Here is a 17,827-nt window from a genome sequence, read left to right on the forward strand (position 1 = left end):
TGTTTCTTCAAAAATTATCCTGTGGATGGAACTGCATTAACCTGCCAGTGGGATCAATTTTTATCGAGTAATAATTCCCATTGTAATAATAGCCCTTATCGTTTTGGATATGAAATCCCTTACCTTCCAAAAGACGGCTCTCAATGGCATCTTTATTCGCACCTAGGACAATAGTAATAATTCTTCTCACATCTTTCAATGTGTACTGAAATCCCGTGCCCTGCCCTTTGGATGACTCTTCGATGAGGAACTTTTTATAATGTCTCAAATAGATATGTATGAACCTCTCGAAATCCCAGTAGACATGGACTTTCCAACCCCACAGCGTTAAGGTCTCATCTTCAAAGCCATACACAAGCCTCATCAGTTCCATCCATGCTTCCTCATTTTCGGCTCGGAGCTTATCGATGTGTTTAACCGCAACTCCCAAATGGCGACATATAAAAGCAACACGTTCTTTTTTTCTGTTGGATAGGGCCTTGTTTAATGTAGATTTAAGTGGGCTATTTTCTCTATCTCCATACACAAGGGTATTCATTGTGGTAATAATTACGTCATCATAGACATAACCTGTTTTTGGATTGATTAGAAAATCCTTTCTATCCTGATCGGTGAGTTCATTCTTATCGAGTAGTAAAAGGAGAGAATAGTAGGCTCTTTTTTCGGCTGCAATCAAAGGAATTCCTTTTTCCATTCTTTTTCTAAACAGGTTTAGCCTCATCCTTTCGCCGTAGAACAGGCTTGGAGTAAAGTCAATGTTGATAGTGTTTGGTATTTCTTTTTTATCGGTATTATCGTATTGGTTTTTGATTGGATCAAGATCAAATGTACTCAGCCTACTGATGTCTTTTGCAAAGAAGCCCTCGATTTGGAGCATCTCGTTTATTTTGGTATCCTGCAAAGCACCATCTAGCAGTACCAGACCATCATCATCGCCAATTGCATCCGAGTTAATCTCCTGCTTTAGCTTTGCGCGTTGGGACGGTGAATAGATAATGTAGCCGTAAACAGTATTGCCATATTTCTTATAGGCTTCCGAACCAAAATAGAAATCAAATATTGCATAACGGTCATATTGGCCGACCTGTACAAAAATATTCTGTATCGAATGTCTTATGGGCTTATCCATTGTCTGCAGAATTAATCCTCTTCTGTTTGGTTCGCAGAATCGATTAACTGCTCAATCCCATTTCTTGCTCTTAGCAAAAATGGCAGCCCCTCTTGTCCCACCCATCCAGTGGGATTTGACAATTCCAAAAGCATCCATAACGAATTGTTAAACCAATCATAGTTTCCCCGTAATGGCGGTATCGCATGCGCATTTAAGAACTTTATAGCTGAGATAAGTACTACCTCCCCATCCGGCAAGTTTTCGACCATATAGAAATTCCTTTTAGCTATCTCTACAAATTTTTCGGTCATCTGTGAAAGCTCTTCCATCTGCTCTGGCAGTTTTTCCAGTGGCGAAGTGATTTTCTCCCAAGTCAAATCCTCTGCAAGCGAAAAACAGGCTTCGAATAATCTTTTCTCATCCATACTTACTGGTTTATTTGAGTAAATGTAAGAAGTTCCGTGAACTATTTTTTACCACCTTACGGCCGTAGTGTTAATGCTTCGATTTGTGCTTGTACAATTTTGCCGTAGTTAAACCATTGAACGCTGAAAATTGAAAGAAGTTCACATCCCAGAGGGACGATTAGAACCAAACAATCTAACTATCAAATCCGCTGAATTTTTGAAAGCCAAATCCCACTTCTTATCGCAACACTATCAATTAATTTCTTATTTAAATAGTCATTTACAGCCAAATGGAAAAAAAATGGTGAGCATTTGGTGAGCTGATTTTAATTTTTTCCTTTAAGACATTAATTTATAGGTTCTTATATTTTGGTGTTTAAGTCCAGTCCAGACCGAAATTGTTATTCCTAGATTTTCTGATGTTAAGCTTCTCATTTACAATTTAAGTCACTTTGATTTATTCAATAGCTTTAAAATATTTCGATTTTTAGAAAATATTATAGGCATTCCGGACAAAGTGTCAAATCGCTAGTTATCTCCTCATGATTTTTGACCGACAAACGATTGATCTTTGACATTTAGGAATGAAACATTATCCGGCAGAAAACCGGAAATTTTGCGAAACCTTGAGATAGCGTCAACTTGGTGAAAGCGCACTGGCAGGCTGATAGGCCCGGATCGGGGGATCTGACGTGAGTAGTTCCGTTTTTTTAAAAACTTTTTTGCCATTAGTTTGCGGCAATATAGATGTCAAGAATGGCTATGTCCATTCTTTGTTTTTTATTATTTATTCGTTTCATCTGGTGAAAGGCAGAATGATGGTAAATGCTTTATCAGATAATCCCATATTTGCATATTTAGATATCTAGATAGATATGTATCCATCGAAATATATTAACGCATCTATTTTCGTTGTGTTTTCCTTTAGCTATCATTCCTCACTATATGTGCCTATCCACATTGCTACACGTTCAAATATCCTTTATTGAGATATTGAAATGTGTTGATTCTGATTGTTTTTCTTTTAGGAGTTACAATTGGTAATATGTGCATATTTGTATTGCTATATATATGAATATTCCTGTATGGGAAATATTTAGTATTTCCGCTTTGATGGATTCCCTTAATTACTGTTATTGGGCTCTGTATAATTGCTATTTATGTTAATATCCATATATCAAAATAGATCTCGATCCAGATTTTATGGTTTTTGATCAGCTTAGTAGTAGAAGTAGGTAGTATCAAAGTATTAGTTTGTTTGCTGCATTGCTTGATATATCAGGCATCAAATTATCAGAAGAGCTTTCAGCTTAATTTTGTTTAAAATAAGCTTGAAATAGCATTTTAAGTTTGTTTTTTGCCGGACTGTTTTTACCGGAACATGGAAACAGGTTTAAGCTCTGGTTCTATCCTGAAAATGGGATAGGTTTTTTTGTCGTTTTTTAACCTGCAAGTTGTGTTTTTGTTGCTCAAAAACCCTATAACTTGCCCGCTTTTTTCCGCCCAAAGGGGGCGAGCGGGATGAAAAAACGTCGCAACTAGTTTTTTCTTTTTAGGGAGGATATCCTTAAAGTATTCGATATGACCAAGAAAAAGAATGGAAGATCTTTGAAGCTTGTGGGGAAACTAACAAGGCTTGTTAAGGCGAGGGTTAACGAAGAGGAATATACTTTAATCTGTAATTTCGCTGATGTTAAAGAAAGTGAATTCCTCGGGTTATTAATCAACCAGCTAGACACTCCAATTTCATGAATAAACGGGGGATGCTCTCAGCGTGTGTATTTCACTGAATTTTTGCCGAAATACCTATTTGGAAAAAAAACTATTCAGCATGCTCATCTTACACCCAATGTAACATTAATCGATTAATAAAAATGCTTCCTAATGAAACAACAATCAACTTCTCCCGAAGATGGAGAAAAAAAACAAACCCAATATTATGGAAATAAAGGGATGGCTACAGGAAGAAAGGTCACACTTACTAAAGAATCAGTAAAAAGATATAAGGTTACTGTAATATACATCCCAGTTTCTGAAGAAGAAGCTAAAATTAAACGAGCCATTATCGAAACAATTATGAAGAAGCCGTCTAAAAAATAGAGATTTTGTTTATGTACGATATCTTGTTAATTAATCAAAGAATATAAAATTAGATGGTGAAAAATTAACTGCTTGTGAACACAAGGATCTGTTAATGAGTGTTTTGATTAATGTTTTTATTTAAAATTAGCTAAATTTTTGATATCTTTAAGTAACAAATAAATCATCGTATTATGGAAGATAAAAAACGAGTTGGTATTTGGATAAGGGTATCCACTGATATGCAGGTGAAGGATGATAGCCCAGAACATCACGAACAACGGGCAAGATACTATATACAATCAAGGGATTGGCAAGTGGCCGAGGTATATAGACTTGAAGCGGTATCTGGAAAGACAGTTATGAACCATCCAGAGGCACAACGCATGCTAAAAGATTTAAGAAGCGGTCGTATTTCGGGTCTGGTATTTTCCAAACTAGCACGCCTAGCGCGCAGTACAAAGGAACTTTTAGAATTCGCTGAAATCTTCAGGAAAGAGGGTTCGGACTTGGTTTCATTGGCGGAACAGATAGATACCAGTTCTCCTGCCGGCAGATTGTTTTTTACAATAGTAGCAGCGATGGCAGAGTGGGAACGTGAAGAGATCTCAAGCCGGGTTGCTGCATCTGTTCCTATACGTGCACGGATGGGCAAACCATTAGGGGGACAGGCAAGCTTCGGTTATAAGTGGCAGGATAAAACTTTGCTTATTGACGAGAAAGAAGCTCCTGTTCGCAAGCTAATTTATGAGATATTCCTGGAATGCCAACGTAAGAAAACCACAGCCAATAGACTAAACGAATTGGGACACCGGACTAGAAACGGGTCTCATTTCTCTGACACAACTATAGACAGATTATTAAGGGATACAACTGCCAAAGGAGCTCGCCTTGCTAACCACACAAAAAGTATTGGGGAAGGCAGGCAATGGGTGTCTAAACCTGAGGAGGAATGGATAGTGCTACCCTGTCCGGCGTTAATCGACGAGCAATTATGGGATAAATGCAACTCCATTCTTGATGAGCAGGCAATTAAGCGAGTTAAAACCGGAAGAAAATCAGAATACCTGCTTGCCGGATTCGTGAAGTGCCAATGCGGTACATCGATGTATGTCTATAGCAGGGCTAAGAAATTTACCTGCAAAAACTGCAAAAATAATATCTCGGTTAAAGATATGGATGATGTGTATCAACAAGTTCTTAAAGGTTATCTCAACGACCTTAACCCACAAGTCTATCTAGAAGAAATAATGGCGCGGCTGAAAGAAAAGGAAGTTCTGCTTGTTGAAAGTGTTAAAAAGCACGCCAAGTTGCGTAAACAAATGGATGATCTGATTCCACTGAGAATAAATGGAGATCTTGATAGCGACCATTTCGCTGCGGTCTATCAGCCGCTCGTATCTCAGGTTAAGCAACTTGACAAGTCGATTCCTGAACTTCAAGGAGCGATAGATTTTGAGAAAATACAACTTACATCAACCGATTATGTGTTGAAAGAAGCAAAGGAACTGTATAATGAATGGTCAAAAATGCTTTTCCCTCAAAAACGGGCTATTGTTGAGACAATTACAGAATATGTTACCGTTGAAAAAGATAACGTAATTGTGGCAATTTCCCATCTTTCTTCGGGTTCTCTGCTAACAAGTCAACACGACTTCAAGGATTCATAGAAGCCACCAGCATAAAACTGGCAGGGTATTCTACCGAAAACCTGGCCCTCGAAATGGCAACTTTACGATCTTCTAAAGGTTGGCGCATTACTTCTAAAACGGTACGTTTAAATTCGGGCAGCTCATCTAAAAAAAGCACACCGTTGTGCGCCAGCGATATTTCTCCCGGCTGCGGGTTAATTCCGCCGCCAACCAGGGCCACATCGCTAATGGTATGATGGGGAGAACGGTAAGGACGTGAGGTCATTAAAGCATCTGCAGCAGAAAGTTTTCCGGCTACAGAATGGATTTTTGTAGTTTCCAGTGCCTCATTTAAATTTAAGGGTGGCAAAATGGTAGGCAGGCGTTTGGCGAGCATGGTTTTTCCGGCGCCCGGCGGACCGATCAATATCACGTTATGTCCGCCAGCAGCCGCAATTTCGAGGGCACGTTTAATGTTTTCCTGTCCTTTAACATCTGCAAAATCGTGTTCGTAATTGTTGATGTTTTTTAAAAACTCTTCTTTGGTATCTACCTTAACCTCTTCTAACGCCGCTGTTTTATTAAAAAATGCGGCTACCTGTGCCAGATTTTCTACGCCATAAGCAGTTAAGCGATCAACAATAGCCGCTTCGCGTACGTTTTGTTTGGGCAGGATAAAGCCCTTAAAGCCATCTTGTTGTGCCTGTATAGCAATGGGTAGAGCACCCTTTATAGGCTGGATACTTCCATCTAAGGAAAGTTCGCCCATAATGAAATAGTTTTCCAGTTCATCATTGGGGATTTGCCCTGATGCAGCTAAAATGCCGATGGCAATGGGTAGATCATAGGATGAGCCTTCTTTTTTAATATCAGCAGGTGCGAGGTTGACTACGATTTTTTGCTTAGGCATGCGCAAACCCGAGATATTAATGGCGCTGGCCACGCGTTGCAGACTTTCTTTTACCGCATTATCCGGCAAACCTACCATGTAATATTTGGTGCCCGCACTGATATTCACTTCGATGGTTATGGTTAGCGCATTTACACCATAAACAGCACTCCCGTATGTTTTTACAAGCATTAAATTTTTAATTAAATAAAAGCAGGATGTAAATTATTCGGGATGAATATTGATTTGTACTAAGATAGTAATTGTTTAAATAAAAGCAATGTTTAGGTGTTAACTTATATGCTTATCTAAATATCTTTGGTTGAAACCAAAGACAATGGTAGCTGAGCGAATAATATTTTTGTCTCGCTTGCAGCAAACTTCGTTAAATAAACCTGATTGGACGAATGCCGGTTCCTTCTATCGGCAGCAGGGAAAGCAGGGCTATATTTACCAATGGAATACAGCACATTCATTTCCAAAACCTTTAAACAAGAAAATCCCAATCATTACTGATCGGGATTTCAATACTTGCAATCTGTTATTTTTGCTGTAAGCTTTGGTCTTTAACCTTTCAGCTAAAACCTATCTTCCAAACGGCATTTTAGGCATACCTTTCATCATGGCTGCTGCGGCTGCCGGGTTAGAAAACTGCTTCATCATTTTACGCATATCCTCAAACTGTTTAATCAGCTTGGTTACTTCTTCAACTTTGCTGCCCGATCCTTTTGCGATACGTAAACGGCGGCTTTGCTGGATGGCATCCGGATTTTCCTTTTCAAACGGCGTCATCGAATTAATAATGGCTTCGATTGATTTAAAAGCATCATCCTGGATATCGACATTCTTCATCATTTTGCCTACACCAGGAATCATTCCCATCAAGTCTTTCATGTTACCCATTTTCTTGATCTGCTGAATCTGGTTATAGAAATCGTTGAAATCGAATTTATTTTTACGGATTTTTTTCTGAAGTTCTGCTGCCTCTTTCTCATCAAATTGCATCTGTGCACGCTCAACAAGTGAAACCACATCACCCATGCCCAAAATACGCGATGCCATACGATCAGGATAGAAAACATCCAATGCCTCCATTTTCTCGCCGGTACCAATAAATTTAATCGGTTTGTTAACTACCGATTTAATCGAAAGGGCTGCACCACCACGGGTATCACCATCTAATTTGGTTAAAACAACACCGGTAAAATCTAAACGGTCGTTAAATACTTTTGCCGTATTTACCGCATCCTGACCGGTCATTGAATCTACTACGAATAAGATCTCATGAGGCTGAGTTTTAGCTTTTACCTCAGAAATTTCGTTCATTAAAGATTCATCAATGGCTAAACGACCAGCGGTATCGATAATGATTACGTTATTTCCGTTTTGTTTACCGTGCGCAATACCTTCCAAAGCAATACCCACAGGATCTTTAGAATCGCGGTTGGCATAAACCGAAACCCCGACTGAAGTTCCTAAAACCTCCAACTGGTCTACCGCTGCAGGGCGGTACATATCGCCGGCAACCAATAAAGGTTTTTTGCCCTTGCCTTTTAAATGTAGTGCCAGTTTACCCGCAAAGGTGGTTTTACCCGCACCGTTTAAACCCGCAATTAATATAATGGTAGGGTTTGCTTTCGTTTCTAACTCCGTAACTTCACCGCCCATTAAGGCCGCAAGTTCATCGTTCATGATTTTGGTAAGCAACTGCCCTGGCGAAACCGCTGTAAGTACATTTTGCCCTAAAGCTTTTTGCCTAACCTCATCGGTAAATGCTTTTGCTGTTTTATAGTTAACGTCGGCATCCAATAACGCTTTGCGGATCTCTTTCATGGTTTCTGCCACGTTGATTTCCGTAATGCTGCCTTGTCCTTTTAATACTTTAAACGCTCTGTCTAGCTTGTCCTGTAAATTATCAAACATCTTTTTTTAAGCTAAAGCCTCATGCCGCGGGGCAAAAAGCTACTTGGTTTTTAATAAAAGGCAAATGTATCAAATTTTGCTTGTAAATCGCTGCACCTCAAAGTCAAAAATCTTTTTTTGAAAGTGAGCGGTTAAATTACTGAGTGACTTAAATTTTATGTTTTTTTCTTTAGGTGCAACATTTTGTTCCCGGCATAGTCTTATATCTGATTAACCTAAACAAATGAAACGCTGTATCCTCCCTGTTTTAATATTTTTATGTATTTTCTGTAAGGCGCAGGATATTTCTAAACAAAAGCATTTAGATGCTAAAAGGACACTACAGACTCCTAAAATTGATGGTGTTTTGGATGATGAATGCTGGAATAATGTACCTGTTGCCACTGATTTTATACAAATAAGGCCAAATCCCGGAAAAATTGAAACGCAGGATAGGCGCACCGAAATGAAAGTGCTTTACGATGATGTTGCCATTTACGTGTACGCCCGGATGTACGATCATCCTGATAGTGTTTCGCACGAGTTGGTTTCGAGGGATAACATTGGCAATGCCGATTTTATTTCAATCATTGTAGATCCTTTTTATGATAAAATGAACGGAAACGGATTTTTCGTTACCGCTGCAGGTGTGCAGTTTGATGCTAAATACTCGCAGGTGGGTGATGAAGATGCCAACTGGAATGCGGTGTGGGAAAGTGCAGTTAAACTGGATGATAAAGGCTGGACCTGCGAAATGAAAATCCCCTACTCCGCATTGCGTTTCTCTGGCAAAGATATTCAAAACTGGGGCCTTAATTTTAGCCGCAGGATACAGCGGAGCAATACTCAAACCTTTTGGAACTTTGTTGACCCTAAAGTGAATGGTTTTATCAATCAGGAAGGGCTTTGGACGGGTATAAAAGATATCAAGCCACCTTTAAGGTTATCTTTTTCGCCATACATTTCGGCCTATGTAAACCATTATCCTGCTAATTTACCGGGAGTAAAAAATACAACCTCGCGCTTTAACGGCGGGATGGATGTAAAATACGGCATTAACAACAGTTTTACCCTCGATATGACTTTGGTGCCCGATTTCGGTCAGGTGCAATCGGATAACCGGATCCTTAACCTTACCCCTTTTGAGGTAAAATTTAACGAAAACCGTCAGTTTTTTACGGAAGGAACCGAACTTTTTAACAAAGGCGATCTTTTTTATTCCAAGCGGATCGGTTCTATCCCATCTTATTACGATTACAGCGGAGTGGGCAGCGATAAAATTATAAAAGATCAAACCGAAGCTAAAGTACTAAATGCTACCAAAATTTCTGGCCGGACGGCAAAGGGCCTGGGTATCGGGATTTTTAACGCCGTTACCAATGGCATGGAAACCGAAGTGGAAGATGCTCAGGGTAACCTCCGTATGGTAGAAACCCAGCCGCTTACCAATTATAACATTTTGGTTTTCGATCAGTCGTTAAAAAATAACAGTTCGGCAACATTTATCAATACCAATGTTTTAAGGCGGGGTTCGGCTTATGATGCCAATGTAACGGCCTTATTGTTTAATTTAAATAATAAAGGCAATAAATATTTTGTTAACGGCGCGGCCAAAATGAGCTATTTACATGGTAAAGAAAGCAGTACCGGATATAGTTACGGGCTTAAGTTTGGCAAGCAGAGCGGTAATTTTCTCTGGAGTTATTCGCAACAATACGCTGATGATAAATTCGATCCCTCTGATTTAGGCTTTTTTACCAACAACAATTTTTTAGATCAGGTAGCAGAATTACATTATAATATTTATAAACCAGGCAGCTGGTACAATCAGCTGTTAAGCTATTTTAGCGTTTTATACTCGCGCAGGGCCATGCCGGGCAGCTTTCAAACTTTTTCGGTAGAAGGCGGACCTTACGTTCAATTCAAAAACCTGTGGTCGGCAGAAGTAAACGGTATTTATACCGCAGCAAAAAACGATTTTTACGAATCGAGAAACGGGCAGGTGTATAAAGCACCCGAAAGTTATAGTTTCGTTTTATATATTAACCCTAACCGTGCAAAAGCCTATAATTTTGGCGGCAACATCCGTTACAGGGAACAGGGACTTTTTAAGGGCAGGGAATATAATTTTTACTTTTTCCAGAACCTGCGGTTAAATGATAAAATCGCCTTTGGTTTAGACCTTAATTTTAATCCCAATTACAATTATGTAAACTGGGTAACGGCACAGGGCGATAAAGCAATTTTTTCTAAATATGACCGCCGGACGGTTGAAAACTCCTTCGATGCCAAATATACTTTTACTAATTTAATGGGCTTTACGGTGGTATTAAGGCACTATTGGAGCGACAGAAGGAATAAAGAGTATTTTATGCTCAAACCTGATGGCAATTTAACAAATTATACCGGAGCGCCGCTAAACGGACTGGACAGAAATTACAACGTGTTCAACATCGATTTAATTTACACCTGGCAGTTTGCCCCTGGCAGCACACTATCTGTTTCTTATAAAGATGCTGCAGAAACTTACGATACCTATTACACGCAACGTTATAATAAAAACCTGAGCGGGATTTTAAATGCGCCTCAAAATAACAGCCTTTCGGTTAAGGTTTTGTATTATGTAGATTACCTTGATCTGAAAAAGAAAAGAAAAAAGGTTTAAATAGATTTAACCTCATTTCCTGGCGTTGGGTTTAAACCCAACGCCAGGAATAACGTTCAAAGACTAAAGACTAAAGGTTGGGGAATCCAAACTTTAAACTCCCAGCTAAATCAACGCGCTTTCCCGGGGCTTATCCCAAATTTCTTGCTAAAGGCATTACTGAAATGTTGTACTGAAGAATAACCCAGCTCATCTGAAATATTTTTAATGTCTTTACTGCTATCAGCGAGGAGTTCTTTGGCTTTCATCAGTTTATAATCGCTCAGATAACCAAAAACGGTATTTTTAAACACTTCCTTAAAACCGTGTTTCAGTTTAAACTCATTTATACCTGCAGTTTTGGCCAGTTCGGTTAAAGATGGAGGGTGATTTGCATTGGCCAGCAGATATTCTCTTGCATAATAGATGCGATCTTTATCGTAAGCCGATTTTATTGCCGGGTTTACTGTTTTTTTAGCAGCCTCCTCAAAAGCCTGTGCCTGTAAGGCCAAAAGCTCCAGGCATTTAGATTGAAGGAATAATAATTTTAATCCGCCTGTAAACTGGCAGTTCATAATATCATTAATGCAGCTATGCATGGCCAGGCTGATCGGCAGGTTTTCTGATGAAATTTCTACCGAACGGTTGTTCATAATATTTTCGGCAAAATTCTTTAACAGTGTGCTGCTTTCGCTGGTTAAATCGATAAAACGTTCCCTTTCGAAATTTACTTCGAAAAATTTATGCCGGCCTCCGGTATCAAACTCAGCCATCCCGTCAAAATCAGGGCTGTAAATAATGTTATGCTGGTTCGCTTTAATATCCAGTCGTTTATTGGTGAGGTAATTCTCCATGATGCCACCGCCAGTGAGCGCAAAGTGGAGTTCTACCATATCAGGTTCATCAAAAGATTTAATGCGCAGGCGGCTTTGTTTCACCACCATATCGCCGTAAACAATATAAATACCCGAAAAAGCGATCTGTACAATCTCTGCATCACCAAAAGGAAAACTGTATTTATCTCTCCTTTCGGTTACCAGTGGCTGATTAAATTGAGAAATGTCGAACTTACTTCCTACAACATAATATTTATCATCGCTATCGTAAATGTTTAAGGCCATAAAATCCTTTTGATATAAACTTTAATCCTTTTGGTATAAAAAGATGCGTTTGTTAGACAACTACTTTTGTTCAAAGTTACTAAACAAAAGAATACGATGCCTAAATTACCTTCATGGCTGGCCAACACAATGGAAAAAGTGATCAGCAATAAAATATATCAAGTAGAAGTTGTAGAAACCAAAATGTTAAGCAGAAACTTAAAGTGTGTTACCTTTAAAGGCGATTTTTTTGATGCCAAATTTATTCCCGGAAACGAAGTGCTGTTAAGGGTTAATGCAAATGAATACAGGCATTACACTTTATCGGGCTTTGATGAAGCACACGAAACCTGTGAAGTGATTTTTTATCTGAACAGACAAGGGCCGGGCCATCATTTGGCCGTAAATATTCAAAAAGGCGACCGTTTAAAATTGATTGTAGACCGTGCGAAGGTAAAATATAACGAAGCCTCTAATCAGCATTTCTTTTTTGGCGATGAAACCAGTCTTGGCTTATACGAATCGTTGGGTAAAAAAGTGATGGAAGAAGATGTAGAATATTTTGGCGTGCTGGAGCTTCAGGAAGAAAACCTGAATTCGGTTGAACACCTTAAATTATTAATTGATACGGTACCATCTGATGTAAATGCCCCGGCGAAAAATGCCATTACCTGGATGGATAATATGCATCCGCTGTGTTGGGAAATGTGGCAAAACGCTACGTTTTATCTCACAGGCAGGGCGAAATCGGTGCAGCAGTTTAAACGCTATCTAAAACAAAGAGGCGTAGGTTTCAGGCAGATTATTACCATGCCCTACTGGGAAATTGGCAAGGTTGGCGGCGGTTAACGCTACCTCGGGAAGGTAAACCCGAAACCGAGCGCCAGCGTTTGGTTGGCCTGGATTTTATTGGTGCCTGTATCATCATCAAATAACAATACGCCCGTTAAACTAGTATTCATAAAACGGTTAATTTTTGCCGTTAAAGCAATATCCAGCCTGTGATCGATTTTACTGGCCTTAAAATCCTTATAAGGTATAAACATAGCATACCTGGCTTTCAGGTTGGTATTGGTGAAAATATCTTTGTCAAAAGCACTTACAACCTGAAAAGCCAGTTCGTTTTTAAACTTTTTGCCTTTTTCTACCGCATAAACCTCGTTTTTACTGTCGTAAACTGCAGTATCAAGTACAAAAGTTTGTCGCGCTGTACCTGTACCAATACGGGTTGAGAAATATTTAACAGGTTTATACTCAAAACCGATTGATTCTGTTAAATAACCTGGTGCCATAAATTTTGAGATTAAAACCTGCTGTTCATCACCATTTCCATCTCTATAGTATCTGAAACCTTTATCAAACTGAGATTCGAAACTTACCGACCCGAAGAAATACCAGCTTTTAGATAATTGAAAAGAAGCCTTATTATCCCAAAAAATACGGTCGTTGGTTTTCTTTTGCAGCTGATCTTTGTTTTTAATCTTGCCGTACTGCAAAACCACCTCGCTCACGTAGCTATAACTGTTTTTATTATATTCTGCTTTCCAGTTAACCAAACCGCCAACGGCTACCGAGTTGGTACCTCCACCCTTCCAGTTATTGCTAAACTGTGCCTGGTTTACATTAATACCGATACTGGTTTTGGTTTTCCAGTAATTAATCTTTGCATTAACCACCAAAGGTTTAATTTTTACCGGTTCAAAGTTTAACGGGCCCTGTCTGCTTGGCAGCGGACTGCGTTTCAACTTTATGTTCAGGTCTTTGGTATTGATAGGAATAGTATCAATTTCCTGTGCACGTAATTGGATAGAGCAGAAACTTATAATCAGGATAATGGCAGCTAAACAGTTCTTCATTATTACAAAGAAAAAGAAAAATTTTAGAGATAAAAAGCATTTAACGAAATGATTGTCAGATCGACAATTCAATTTGAACAGAAAATTGTCCCATCATATCGATCTGATCCAGCCATACCAATTGCCTTTTTTAAGGTAGTGGAGGTCGGTTTCATGATCGTAGGCTTCCTTTTCAAAAATGATGTTCCGGTAAGCTAAATCGTGGTTTTGATACCTGAAAAGGTTAATAAGGTAGTTAAAAAAATACAGGAGGTAAAAAGGAAAAATGAGCAGCTCCAGTTGCTGGCGCAGGTGGATTGTTTCATGGTTAATAATCTCCGGATCGTTTTTAAGCCTTTCTGATTTTAGCAGAATAAACGGAAATATGGCCATGCCAGCTGCCGGAAGTTTTTTAACGATGATAATGGGCGCCCTCACAGCTTATCGATGGTTATTTTAGGTAATGGGGGCAATTGCAGTGCCTTAGGGTTTAATCTGTAGCTTTTATAAGCATTTCTGATGAACTGATTAAAAGAATAATCTGTCGCATCGAGCACAAACTGATAAGTGGGACGGTATTGTTGCATAAAATCGGTCAGTTCGTCTCCCTGTATGCCCAATACCTGGCGCACTAAATTGGCATTAAAACGGTAATCGATTAAATCTTCCCGGTAGTCTTTTTCGAGGATTTTCTGCAGGTGCCGGGCATTTCTTCCCTGCCTGCTTAACAGGTTGTAAATGGCATCAATACCCAAACCTACACCACCATTGCCCAGGTTTAGTAAATCTTTACTGCTGCCTTTCATGGTTTGGTAGCGGTATTCCTGTACATTTTTTTCATACAGTTGCTGCGGGGTTAAGCGTTTACGTTGAATTACAACATCGCGCAGCCTGATCCCTAAAGTTTTAAGCTGAAAATACATGGCGGTTTGCCCCTTAAAAAGCATGGTATCTACCCCATAACCCGATAATGCAGCCACTAAAGTATCACCGGGTATAGCGAAAGTGCTAAATTCTCCTTTTGTATTGTTGTATAAACCATCTCCGGTGCGGATATTGTATATGTACACTTTGGCCAAACGCTGCTTGGTTTCTTTGTCAATTACGATTCCCTGCACAGGTTTTGTTTGTGCAAAAAGCAGCTTCGAGAGGCCTAAAATGAGAATAAGGGTGAGAAAAAACTTCATCAGACTACAAAACTACAAATATCCGGCAGGCAATGTTTGTACTTAACATTATTTAACCTTAAGCACCTGGCCCAACTTAATTCCATCTGTAGTCATTTCGTTCAGCATTTTTAACTGATCAACCGTTAAATTGAAGCGTTTTGCAATATTGTACAAAGTATCGCCCTTAACAACAGTATAGGTACCATCAGCAAGAATTGGCTTTGCACCCGGAGGAGGTGTATCAACAGGTGTAAACTTAGCCTTTTCCTGCGGGATATTCTGGTTAATTTCTGTAAAAACCCTGTCCTCACGGGCAATTTTCTGCTTTTCGCTTTCAGACTGATCGTATTGGTAAAGCTGGTATTTCTCTATGGTATTGATCAGCAGATCCGGGTATTTTGGGTTAGTGGCATATCCGGCTGTTTTTAAACCCTGTGCCCAGCTTTTGTAGTCGTTTTTATCCAGCTGGAAAAGAAAACCATAACGTTTACGCTTTAAAAATTCAGAATGATCCCTGAACGATTCGCGGGCATCTTTATACACCCTGAAGCAATCGTTTTTCTGGTCGTCATCGCGGAAATAATTTTTTCCCTTCCATTCTGAAGTACATTTAATGCCGAAATGGTTGTTGGCATATTTAGCTAAATCGCTGTTACCGCTCCCCGATTCTAAAATGCCCTGTGCAAGGGTAATACTTGCCGGAATACCCGCCGAATTCATTTCTTCTATTGCTACACCTTTAAACTCGTCGATATAACTTAAAGTATTATAGCTTTTGTACGAGTTGTTATTGGCTTTATTGGCTGCTTTTTCGATCTGTTTATTGTTTTTCGAAAATTTCCTTGAACCACATGAGCTCAAAAAAACAAGGATTGCCGCTAGCAGAATAAAATGATTGGATGAACGCATATGGGGTTTAATTGTTTAAATCGGTTAATTAAAATATGGTTAACTGTTTAAATTGGTTAATTGGTTAACTGTTTAAATTGGTTAATTGGTTAACTGTGGAATGCAAATTGGATAAGGGTTAACTGTTTAAATTGGTTAATCGGTTAACTGGTTAACTGTGAGCTGCAAATTAGACTTAAGACTCATGACTATGGACTTAAGACTAAAACTTAATCTTCTGTCCTGGTTTTAAATTGGCCTTTTTAATGCCGTTTTTCTGCATCAGTTTTTTAACCGTTGTACCTTTCTTTTTGGCGATGATACTTAAATTATCGCCTGATTTTACAGTATAGGTTTTTGTTGTTCTCCTGCTCCTCGTACGGTGACGTACCGGGGCGGCGTAAACAGGCTCCTCGTATCCTTCAGGCCTTTCGTCGTATTGGTAAAGCTCGTATTTTTTAATGAGCCCTATAACCTGACTGGCCCAGCTTCTGCTGCTGGCGTAACCGCAGCGGCGGATGCCATAAGTCCAGCCTTTATAATCGTATTGATCGTATTTGGCAAAAAGGTTATTGAAAGGCTCCCGCGTTTCCATAATCTCTACAAAATGGCTGTAAGATTCGTCTGCATTTAAATAATCGCGGTACGAAGAACGGATTTCTGCATTATTGTTAGGCCCTTTTACGCCAAAATGGTTGTTGAGGTGCTGAGCAATTTTACTGTTTCCGGCACCCGATTCGTGTATGGCAACAGCTAAAATAACGCTGGCCGGAATTTTATGATCATGCATTAAACCCTGGGCATATTCTGCATGCTCAGCAATATATTCTTCTGTGTCTTGCGCCCTGGCGATAATGCCAGATAGGAGCAGCAGACAAAAAGTAAAAATCTTCTTAGTCATGGTTAACTGTACAAATTGTTTAATTGGTTAACTTTACGATTAACCGGTTAAATAATTTAACCGATCAATCTTAATATACTAAACGCTCTTCATTTCATTTTTTGGTTAATTGCTTAACCGGCGTTCATTAATCAATTAACCGGTTAAAACAGTTTCTACAATTAACCCAGCTTCCTGATCACAAACAAACCATCGCGAACAGGCAATATCAATTTCTCAACCCGCTCATCTGCAGCTATTTTGTTATTAAAACTAGTAATATTTCTGGTGTCTTTATCTTGTTTCTCCTGAAGTACTTTTCCACTCCATAGCACATTATCCACAATAATAATTCCGCCCGGGCGTACGCGGTCAAAAATCAGGTCGTAATAAGTGCCGTTATTTTTCTTATCCGCATCAATAAAAACAATGTCGAAAACTTCGTCTAAACCAGCTATTGTTTTGGTGGCATCGCCCAGGATATAATTAATCTGATCGTTATATGTTGATTTTGCAAAGTTGCTACGCACCATATCTTCCAGCTCCTCATTAATATCGAGGGTGTAAAGCAATCCGTCTTTCGTTAAACCTTCAGCCAGGCATAAAGTAGCATATCCGGTAAAAGTGCCGATTTCTAAAATCCTTTTAGGGGAAACCATTTTGCTGAGCATGCTTAAAACCCGGCCCTGATAATGGCCGGAGAGCATCCGTGGCATTAAAACTTTAAGGTTGGTTTCGCGGTCTATTTGTTGCAATAGTTCGCTTTCTGGCTCGCAGTAGGCAATTAATAAATCTTGTAAATCGTCGTTTATCAGGCTCATTTGTTGGTTATAAACGGTTACTTTCCATAAAATATTGTAAAATGATGGTTGCGGCAATAGTATCAACCCGATCTTTGTCTCTTCGGTCCATCTTTTTTAAACCACTTTGCATAATGGCCTGATGGGCAAGTTTAGAGGTAAAACGCTCATCAACCCAGTGCCTCGGAATATCGGGAAATGATTTTTTTAACAGCGTGGCAAAACCTTTCACATGTTGTGCAGAATCAGAAGGCGAACCATCCATTTGTTTAGGGTCGCCGAGTACAAAAGCTTCTACCTGCTCGGTAAGCATATATTTTTTAACGTATTCAATCGCATCTTTCGGGTGTACCGTATCCAGTCCTGTTGCAATAATCTGCAAAGGATCGGTTACTGCAATACCGATGCGTTTTGTTCCGTAATCAAATGCGAGGATCCGTGCCATACAAGTTAAGCGTTGGGTGTTTGGCGTAAAGCGTTACCACCGTTAAA

16 protein-coding genes and 1 pseudogene are annotated in these 17,827 nt (G+C 39.4%); 5 read left to right on the top strand and 12 right to left on the bottom strand.

Annotated features, from left to right (window positions below):
• Positions 1-7 precede the first annotated feature (7 nt).
• Positions 8-1,129: a hypothetical protein gene (locus tag ABD769_RS10775; protein ID WP_344851424.1), complete on the bottom strand. Its 1,122-nt coding sequence runs from the start codon at positions 1,127-1,129 to the stop codon at positions 8-10.
• 11 nt (positions 1,130-1,140) lie between these two features.
• The gene (locus ABD769_RS10780; RefSeq protein ID WP_344851425.1) at positions 1,141-1,536 is read right to left on the bottom strand and encodes a hypothetical protein; all 396 of its coding nucleotides are present in this window, start codon (positions 1,534-1,536) and stop codon (positions 1,141-1,143) included.
• 1,563 nt (positions 1,537-3,099) lie between these two features.
• Here ABD769_RS10780 and ABD769_RS10785 point away from each other — a divergent pair.
• The 3 genes from ABD769_RS10785 (at position 3,100) to ABD769_RS10795 (ending at position 5,267) form a co-directional block, all read left to right on the top strand.
• Positions 3,100-3,270 carry a hypothetical protein gene (locus ABD769_RS10785; RefSeq protein WP_344851426.1) on the top strand — a complete coding sequence of 57 codons (171 nt, stop codon included), beginning with the start codon at positions 3,100-3,102 and terminating at the stop codon, positions 3,268-3,270.
• Between the two features lie 132 nt (positions 3,271-3,402).
• A complete protein-coding gene (locus ABD769_RS10790) occupies positions 3,403-3,618 on the top strand; it encodes a hypothetical protein (RefSeq protein ID WP_344851427.1) in 216 nt (71 codons plus the stop codon).
• 173 nt (positions 3,619-3,791) lie between these two features.
• Positions 3,792-5,267 carry a recombinase family protein gene (locus ABD769_RS10795; RefSeq protein ID WP_344851428.1) on the top strand — a complete coding sequence of 492 codons (1,476 nt, stop codon included), beginning with the start codon at positions 3,792-3,794 and terminating at the stop codon, positions 5,265-5,267.
• Here the strand turns inward: ABD769_RS10795 and ABD769_RS10800 are convergent.
• A pseudogene (locus ABD769_RS10800) lies at positions 5,257-6,309 on the bottom strand (YifB family Mg chelatase-like AAA ATPase); the annotation flags it as partial. The gene ABD769_RS10795 and the pseudogene ABD769_RS10800 overlap by 11 nt on opposite strands.
• A 393-nt stretch (positions 6,310-6,702) precedes the next feature.
• Positions 6,703-8,040: a signal recognition particle protein gene (gene ffh, locus ABD769_RS10805; RefSeq protein ID WP_344851429.1), complete on the bottom strand. Its 1,338-nt coding sequence runs from the start codon at positions 8,038-8,040 to the stop codon at positions 6,703-6,705.
• A gap of 223 nt (positions 8,041-8,263) precedes the next feature.
• On the opposite strand from ffh, the gene ABD769_RS10810 reads away from it, so the two are divergent.
• Complete coding sequence (locus tag ABD769_RS10810) at positions 8,264-10,684, top strand: DUF5916 domain-containing protein (RefSeq protein ID WP_344851430.1); 2,421 nt, start codon at positions 8,264-8,266, stop codon at positions 10,682-10,684.
• A 110-nt stretch (positions 10,685-10,794) separates the two neighbouring features.
• Here ABD769_RS10810 and ABD769_RS10815 read toward each other — a convergent pair whose 3' ends face one another.
• Positions 10,795-11,784, bottom strand: coding sequence for a helix-turn-helix domain-containing protein (locus ABD769_RS10815; protein ID WP_344851431.1), 990 nt, complete (start codon positions 11,782-11,784; stop codon positions 10,795-10,797).
• A gap of 96 nt (positions 11,785-11,880) precedes the next feature.
• Between ABD769_RS10815 and ABD769_RS10820 the strand changes: the two genes are divergently transcribed.
• Complete coding sequence (locus ABD769_RS10820; RefSeq protein WP_344851432.1) at positions 11,881-12,612, top strand: SIP domain-containing protein; 732 nt, start codon at positions 11,881-11,883, stop codon at positions 12,610-12,612.
• Between the two features lie 2 nt (positions 12,613-12,614).
• On the opposite strand, the gene ABD769_RS10825 is transcribed toward ABD769_RS10820, so the two are convergent.
• From ABD769_RS10825 to ruvX, 7 genes are all read right to left on the bottom strand, one after another.
• Positions 12,615-13,619 (bottom strand): DUF3078 domain-containing protein, encoded by a 1,005-nt coding sequence (locus tag ABD769_RS10825; protein ID WP_344851433.1) that lies wholly within the window; start codon positions 13,617-13,619, stop codon positions 12,615-12,617.
• A 93-nt stretch (positions 13,620-13,712) separates the two neighbouring features.
• Entirely contained in the window at positions 13,713-14,036 is a 324-nt protein-coding gene (locus tag ABD769_RS10830) for a hypothetical protein (protein WP_344851434.1), read from the bottom strand.
• Positions 14,033-14,785, bottom strand: coding sequence for a hypothetical protein (locus ABD769_RS10835; protein ID WP_344851435.1), 753 nt, complete (start codon positions 14,783-14,785; stop codon positions 14,033-14,035). Before ABD769_RS10835 ends, ABD769_RS10830 begins: the two co-directional genes overlap by 4 nt.
• 48 nt (positions 14,786-14,833) lie before the next feature.
• The gene (locus ABD769_RS10840) at positions 14,834-15,676 is read right to left on the bottom strand and encodes a glucosaminidase domain-containing protein (RefSeq protein WP_344851436.1); all 843 of its coding nucleotides are present in this window, start codon (positions 15,674-15,676) and stop codon (positions 14,834-14,836) included.
• A gap of 202 nt (positions 15,677-15,878) precedes the next feature.
• Entirely contained in the window at positions 15,879-16,556 is a 678-nt protein-coding gene (locus ABD769_RS10845) for a glucosaminidase domain and LysM peptidoglycan-binding domain-containing protein (RefSeq protein WP_344851437.1), read from the bottom strand.
• Positions 16,557-16,717: 161 nt separating this feature from the next.
• Complete coding sequence (locus tag ABD769_RS10850) at positions 16,718-17,356, bottom strand: O-methyltransferase (protein ID WP_344851438.1); 639 nt, start codon at positions 17,354-17,356, stop codon at positions 16,718-16,720.
• Positions 17,357-17,363: 7 nt separating this feature from the next.
• Entirely contained in the window at positions 17,364-17,780 is a 417-nt protein-coding gene (gene ruvX / locus ABD769_RS10855; RefSeq protein ID WP_344851439.1) for a Holliday junction resolvase RuvX, read from the bottom strand.
• Between the last annotated feature and the right edge of the window lie 47 nt (positions 17,781-17,827).

Source organism: Pedobacter jeongneungensis (assembly GCF_039538295.1).
GTDB lineage: Bacteria > Bacteroidota > Bacteroidia > Sphingobacteriales > Sphingobacteriaceae > Pedobacter > Pedobacter jeongneungensis.

Bases quoted from the DNA above. Each gene is read 5' to 3' on its own strand.
- ABD769_RS10825 (WP_344851433.1), bottom strand. From the start codon at position 13,619: ATGAAGAACTGTTTAGCTGCCATTATCCTGATTATAAGTTTCTGCTCT.
- ruvX (WP_344851439.1), bottom strand. From the start codon at position 17,780: ATGGCACGGATCCTCGCATTTGATTACGGAACAAAACGCATCGGTATT.
- ABD769_RS10840 (WP_344851436.1), bottom strand. From the start codon at position 15,676: ATGCGTTCATCCAATCATTTTATTCTGCTAGCGGCAATCCTTGTTTTT.
- ABD769_RS10790 (WP_344851427.1), top strand. From the start codon at position 3,403: ATGAAACAACAATCAACTTCTCCCGAAGATGGAGAAAAAAAACAAACC.
- ABD769_RS10785 (WP_344851426.1), top strand. From the start codon at position 3,100: ATGACCAAGAAAAAGAATGGAAGATCTTTGAAGCTTGTGGGGAAACTA.
- ABD769_RS10775 (WP_344851424.1), bottom strand. From the start codon at position 1,129: ATGGATAAGCCCATAAGACATTCGATACAGAATATTTTTGTACAGGTC.
- ABD769_RS10780 (WP_344851425.1), bottom strand. From the start codon at position 1,536: ATGGATGAGAAAAGATTATTCGAAGCCTGTTTTTCGCTTGCAGAGGAT.
- ABD769_RS10820 (WP_344851432.1), top strand. From the start codon at position 11,881: ATGCCTAAATTACCTTCATGGCTGGCCAACACAATGGAAAAAGTGATC.
- ABD769_RS10850 (WP_344851438.1), bottom strand. From the start codon at position 17,356: ATGAGCCTGATAAACGACGATTTACAAGATTTATTAATTGCCTACTGC.
- ABD769_RS10815 (WP_344851431.1), bottom strand. From the start codon at position 11,784: ATGGCCTTAAACATTTACGATAGCGATGATAAATATTATGTTGTAGGA.
- ffh (WP_344851429.1), bottom strand. From the start codon at position 8,040: ATGTTTGATAATTTACAGGACAAGCTAGACAGAGCGTTTAAAGTATTA.
- ABD769_RS10845 (WP_344851437.1), bottom strand. From the start codon at position 16,556: ATGACTAAGAAGATTTTTACTTTTTGTCTGCTGCTCCTATCTGGCATT.
- ABD769_RS10835 (WP_344851435.1), bottom strand. From the start codon at position 14,785: ATGAAGTTTTTTCTCACCCTTATTCTCATTTTAGGCCTCTCGAAGCTG.
- ABD769_RS10795 (WP_344851428.1), top strand. From the start codon at position 3,792: ATGGAAGATAAAAAACGAGTTGGTATTTGGATAAGGGTATCCACTGAT.
- ABD769_RS10810 (WP_344851430.1), top strand. From the start codon at position 8,264: ATGAAACGCTGTATCCTCCCTGTTTTAATATTTTTATGTATTTTCTGT.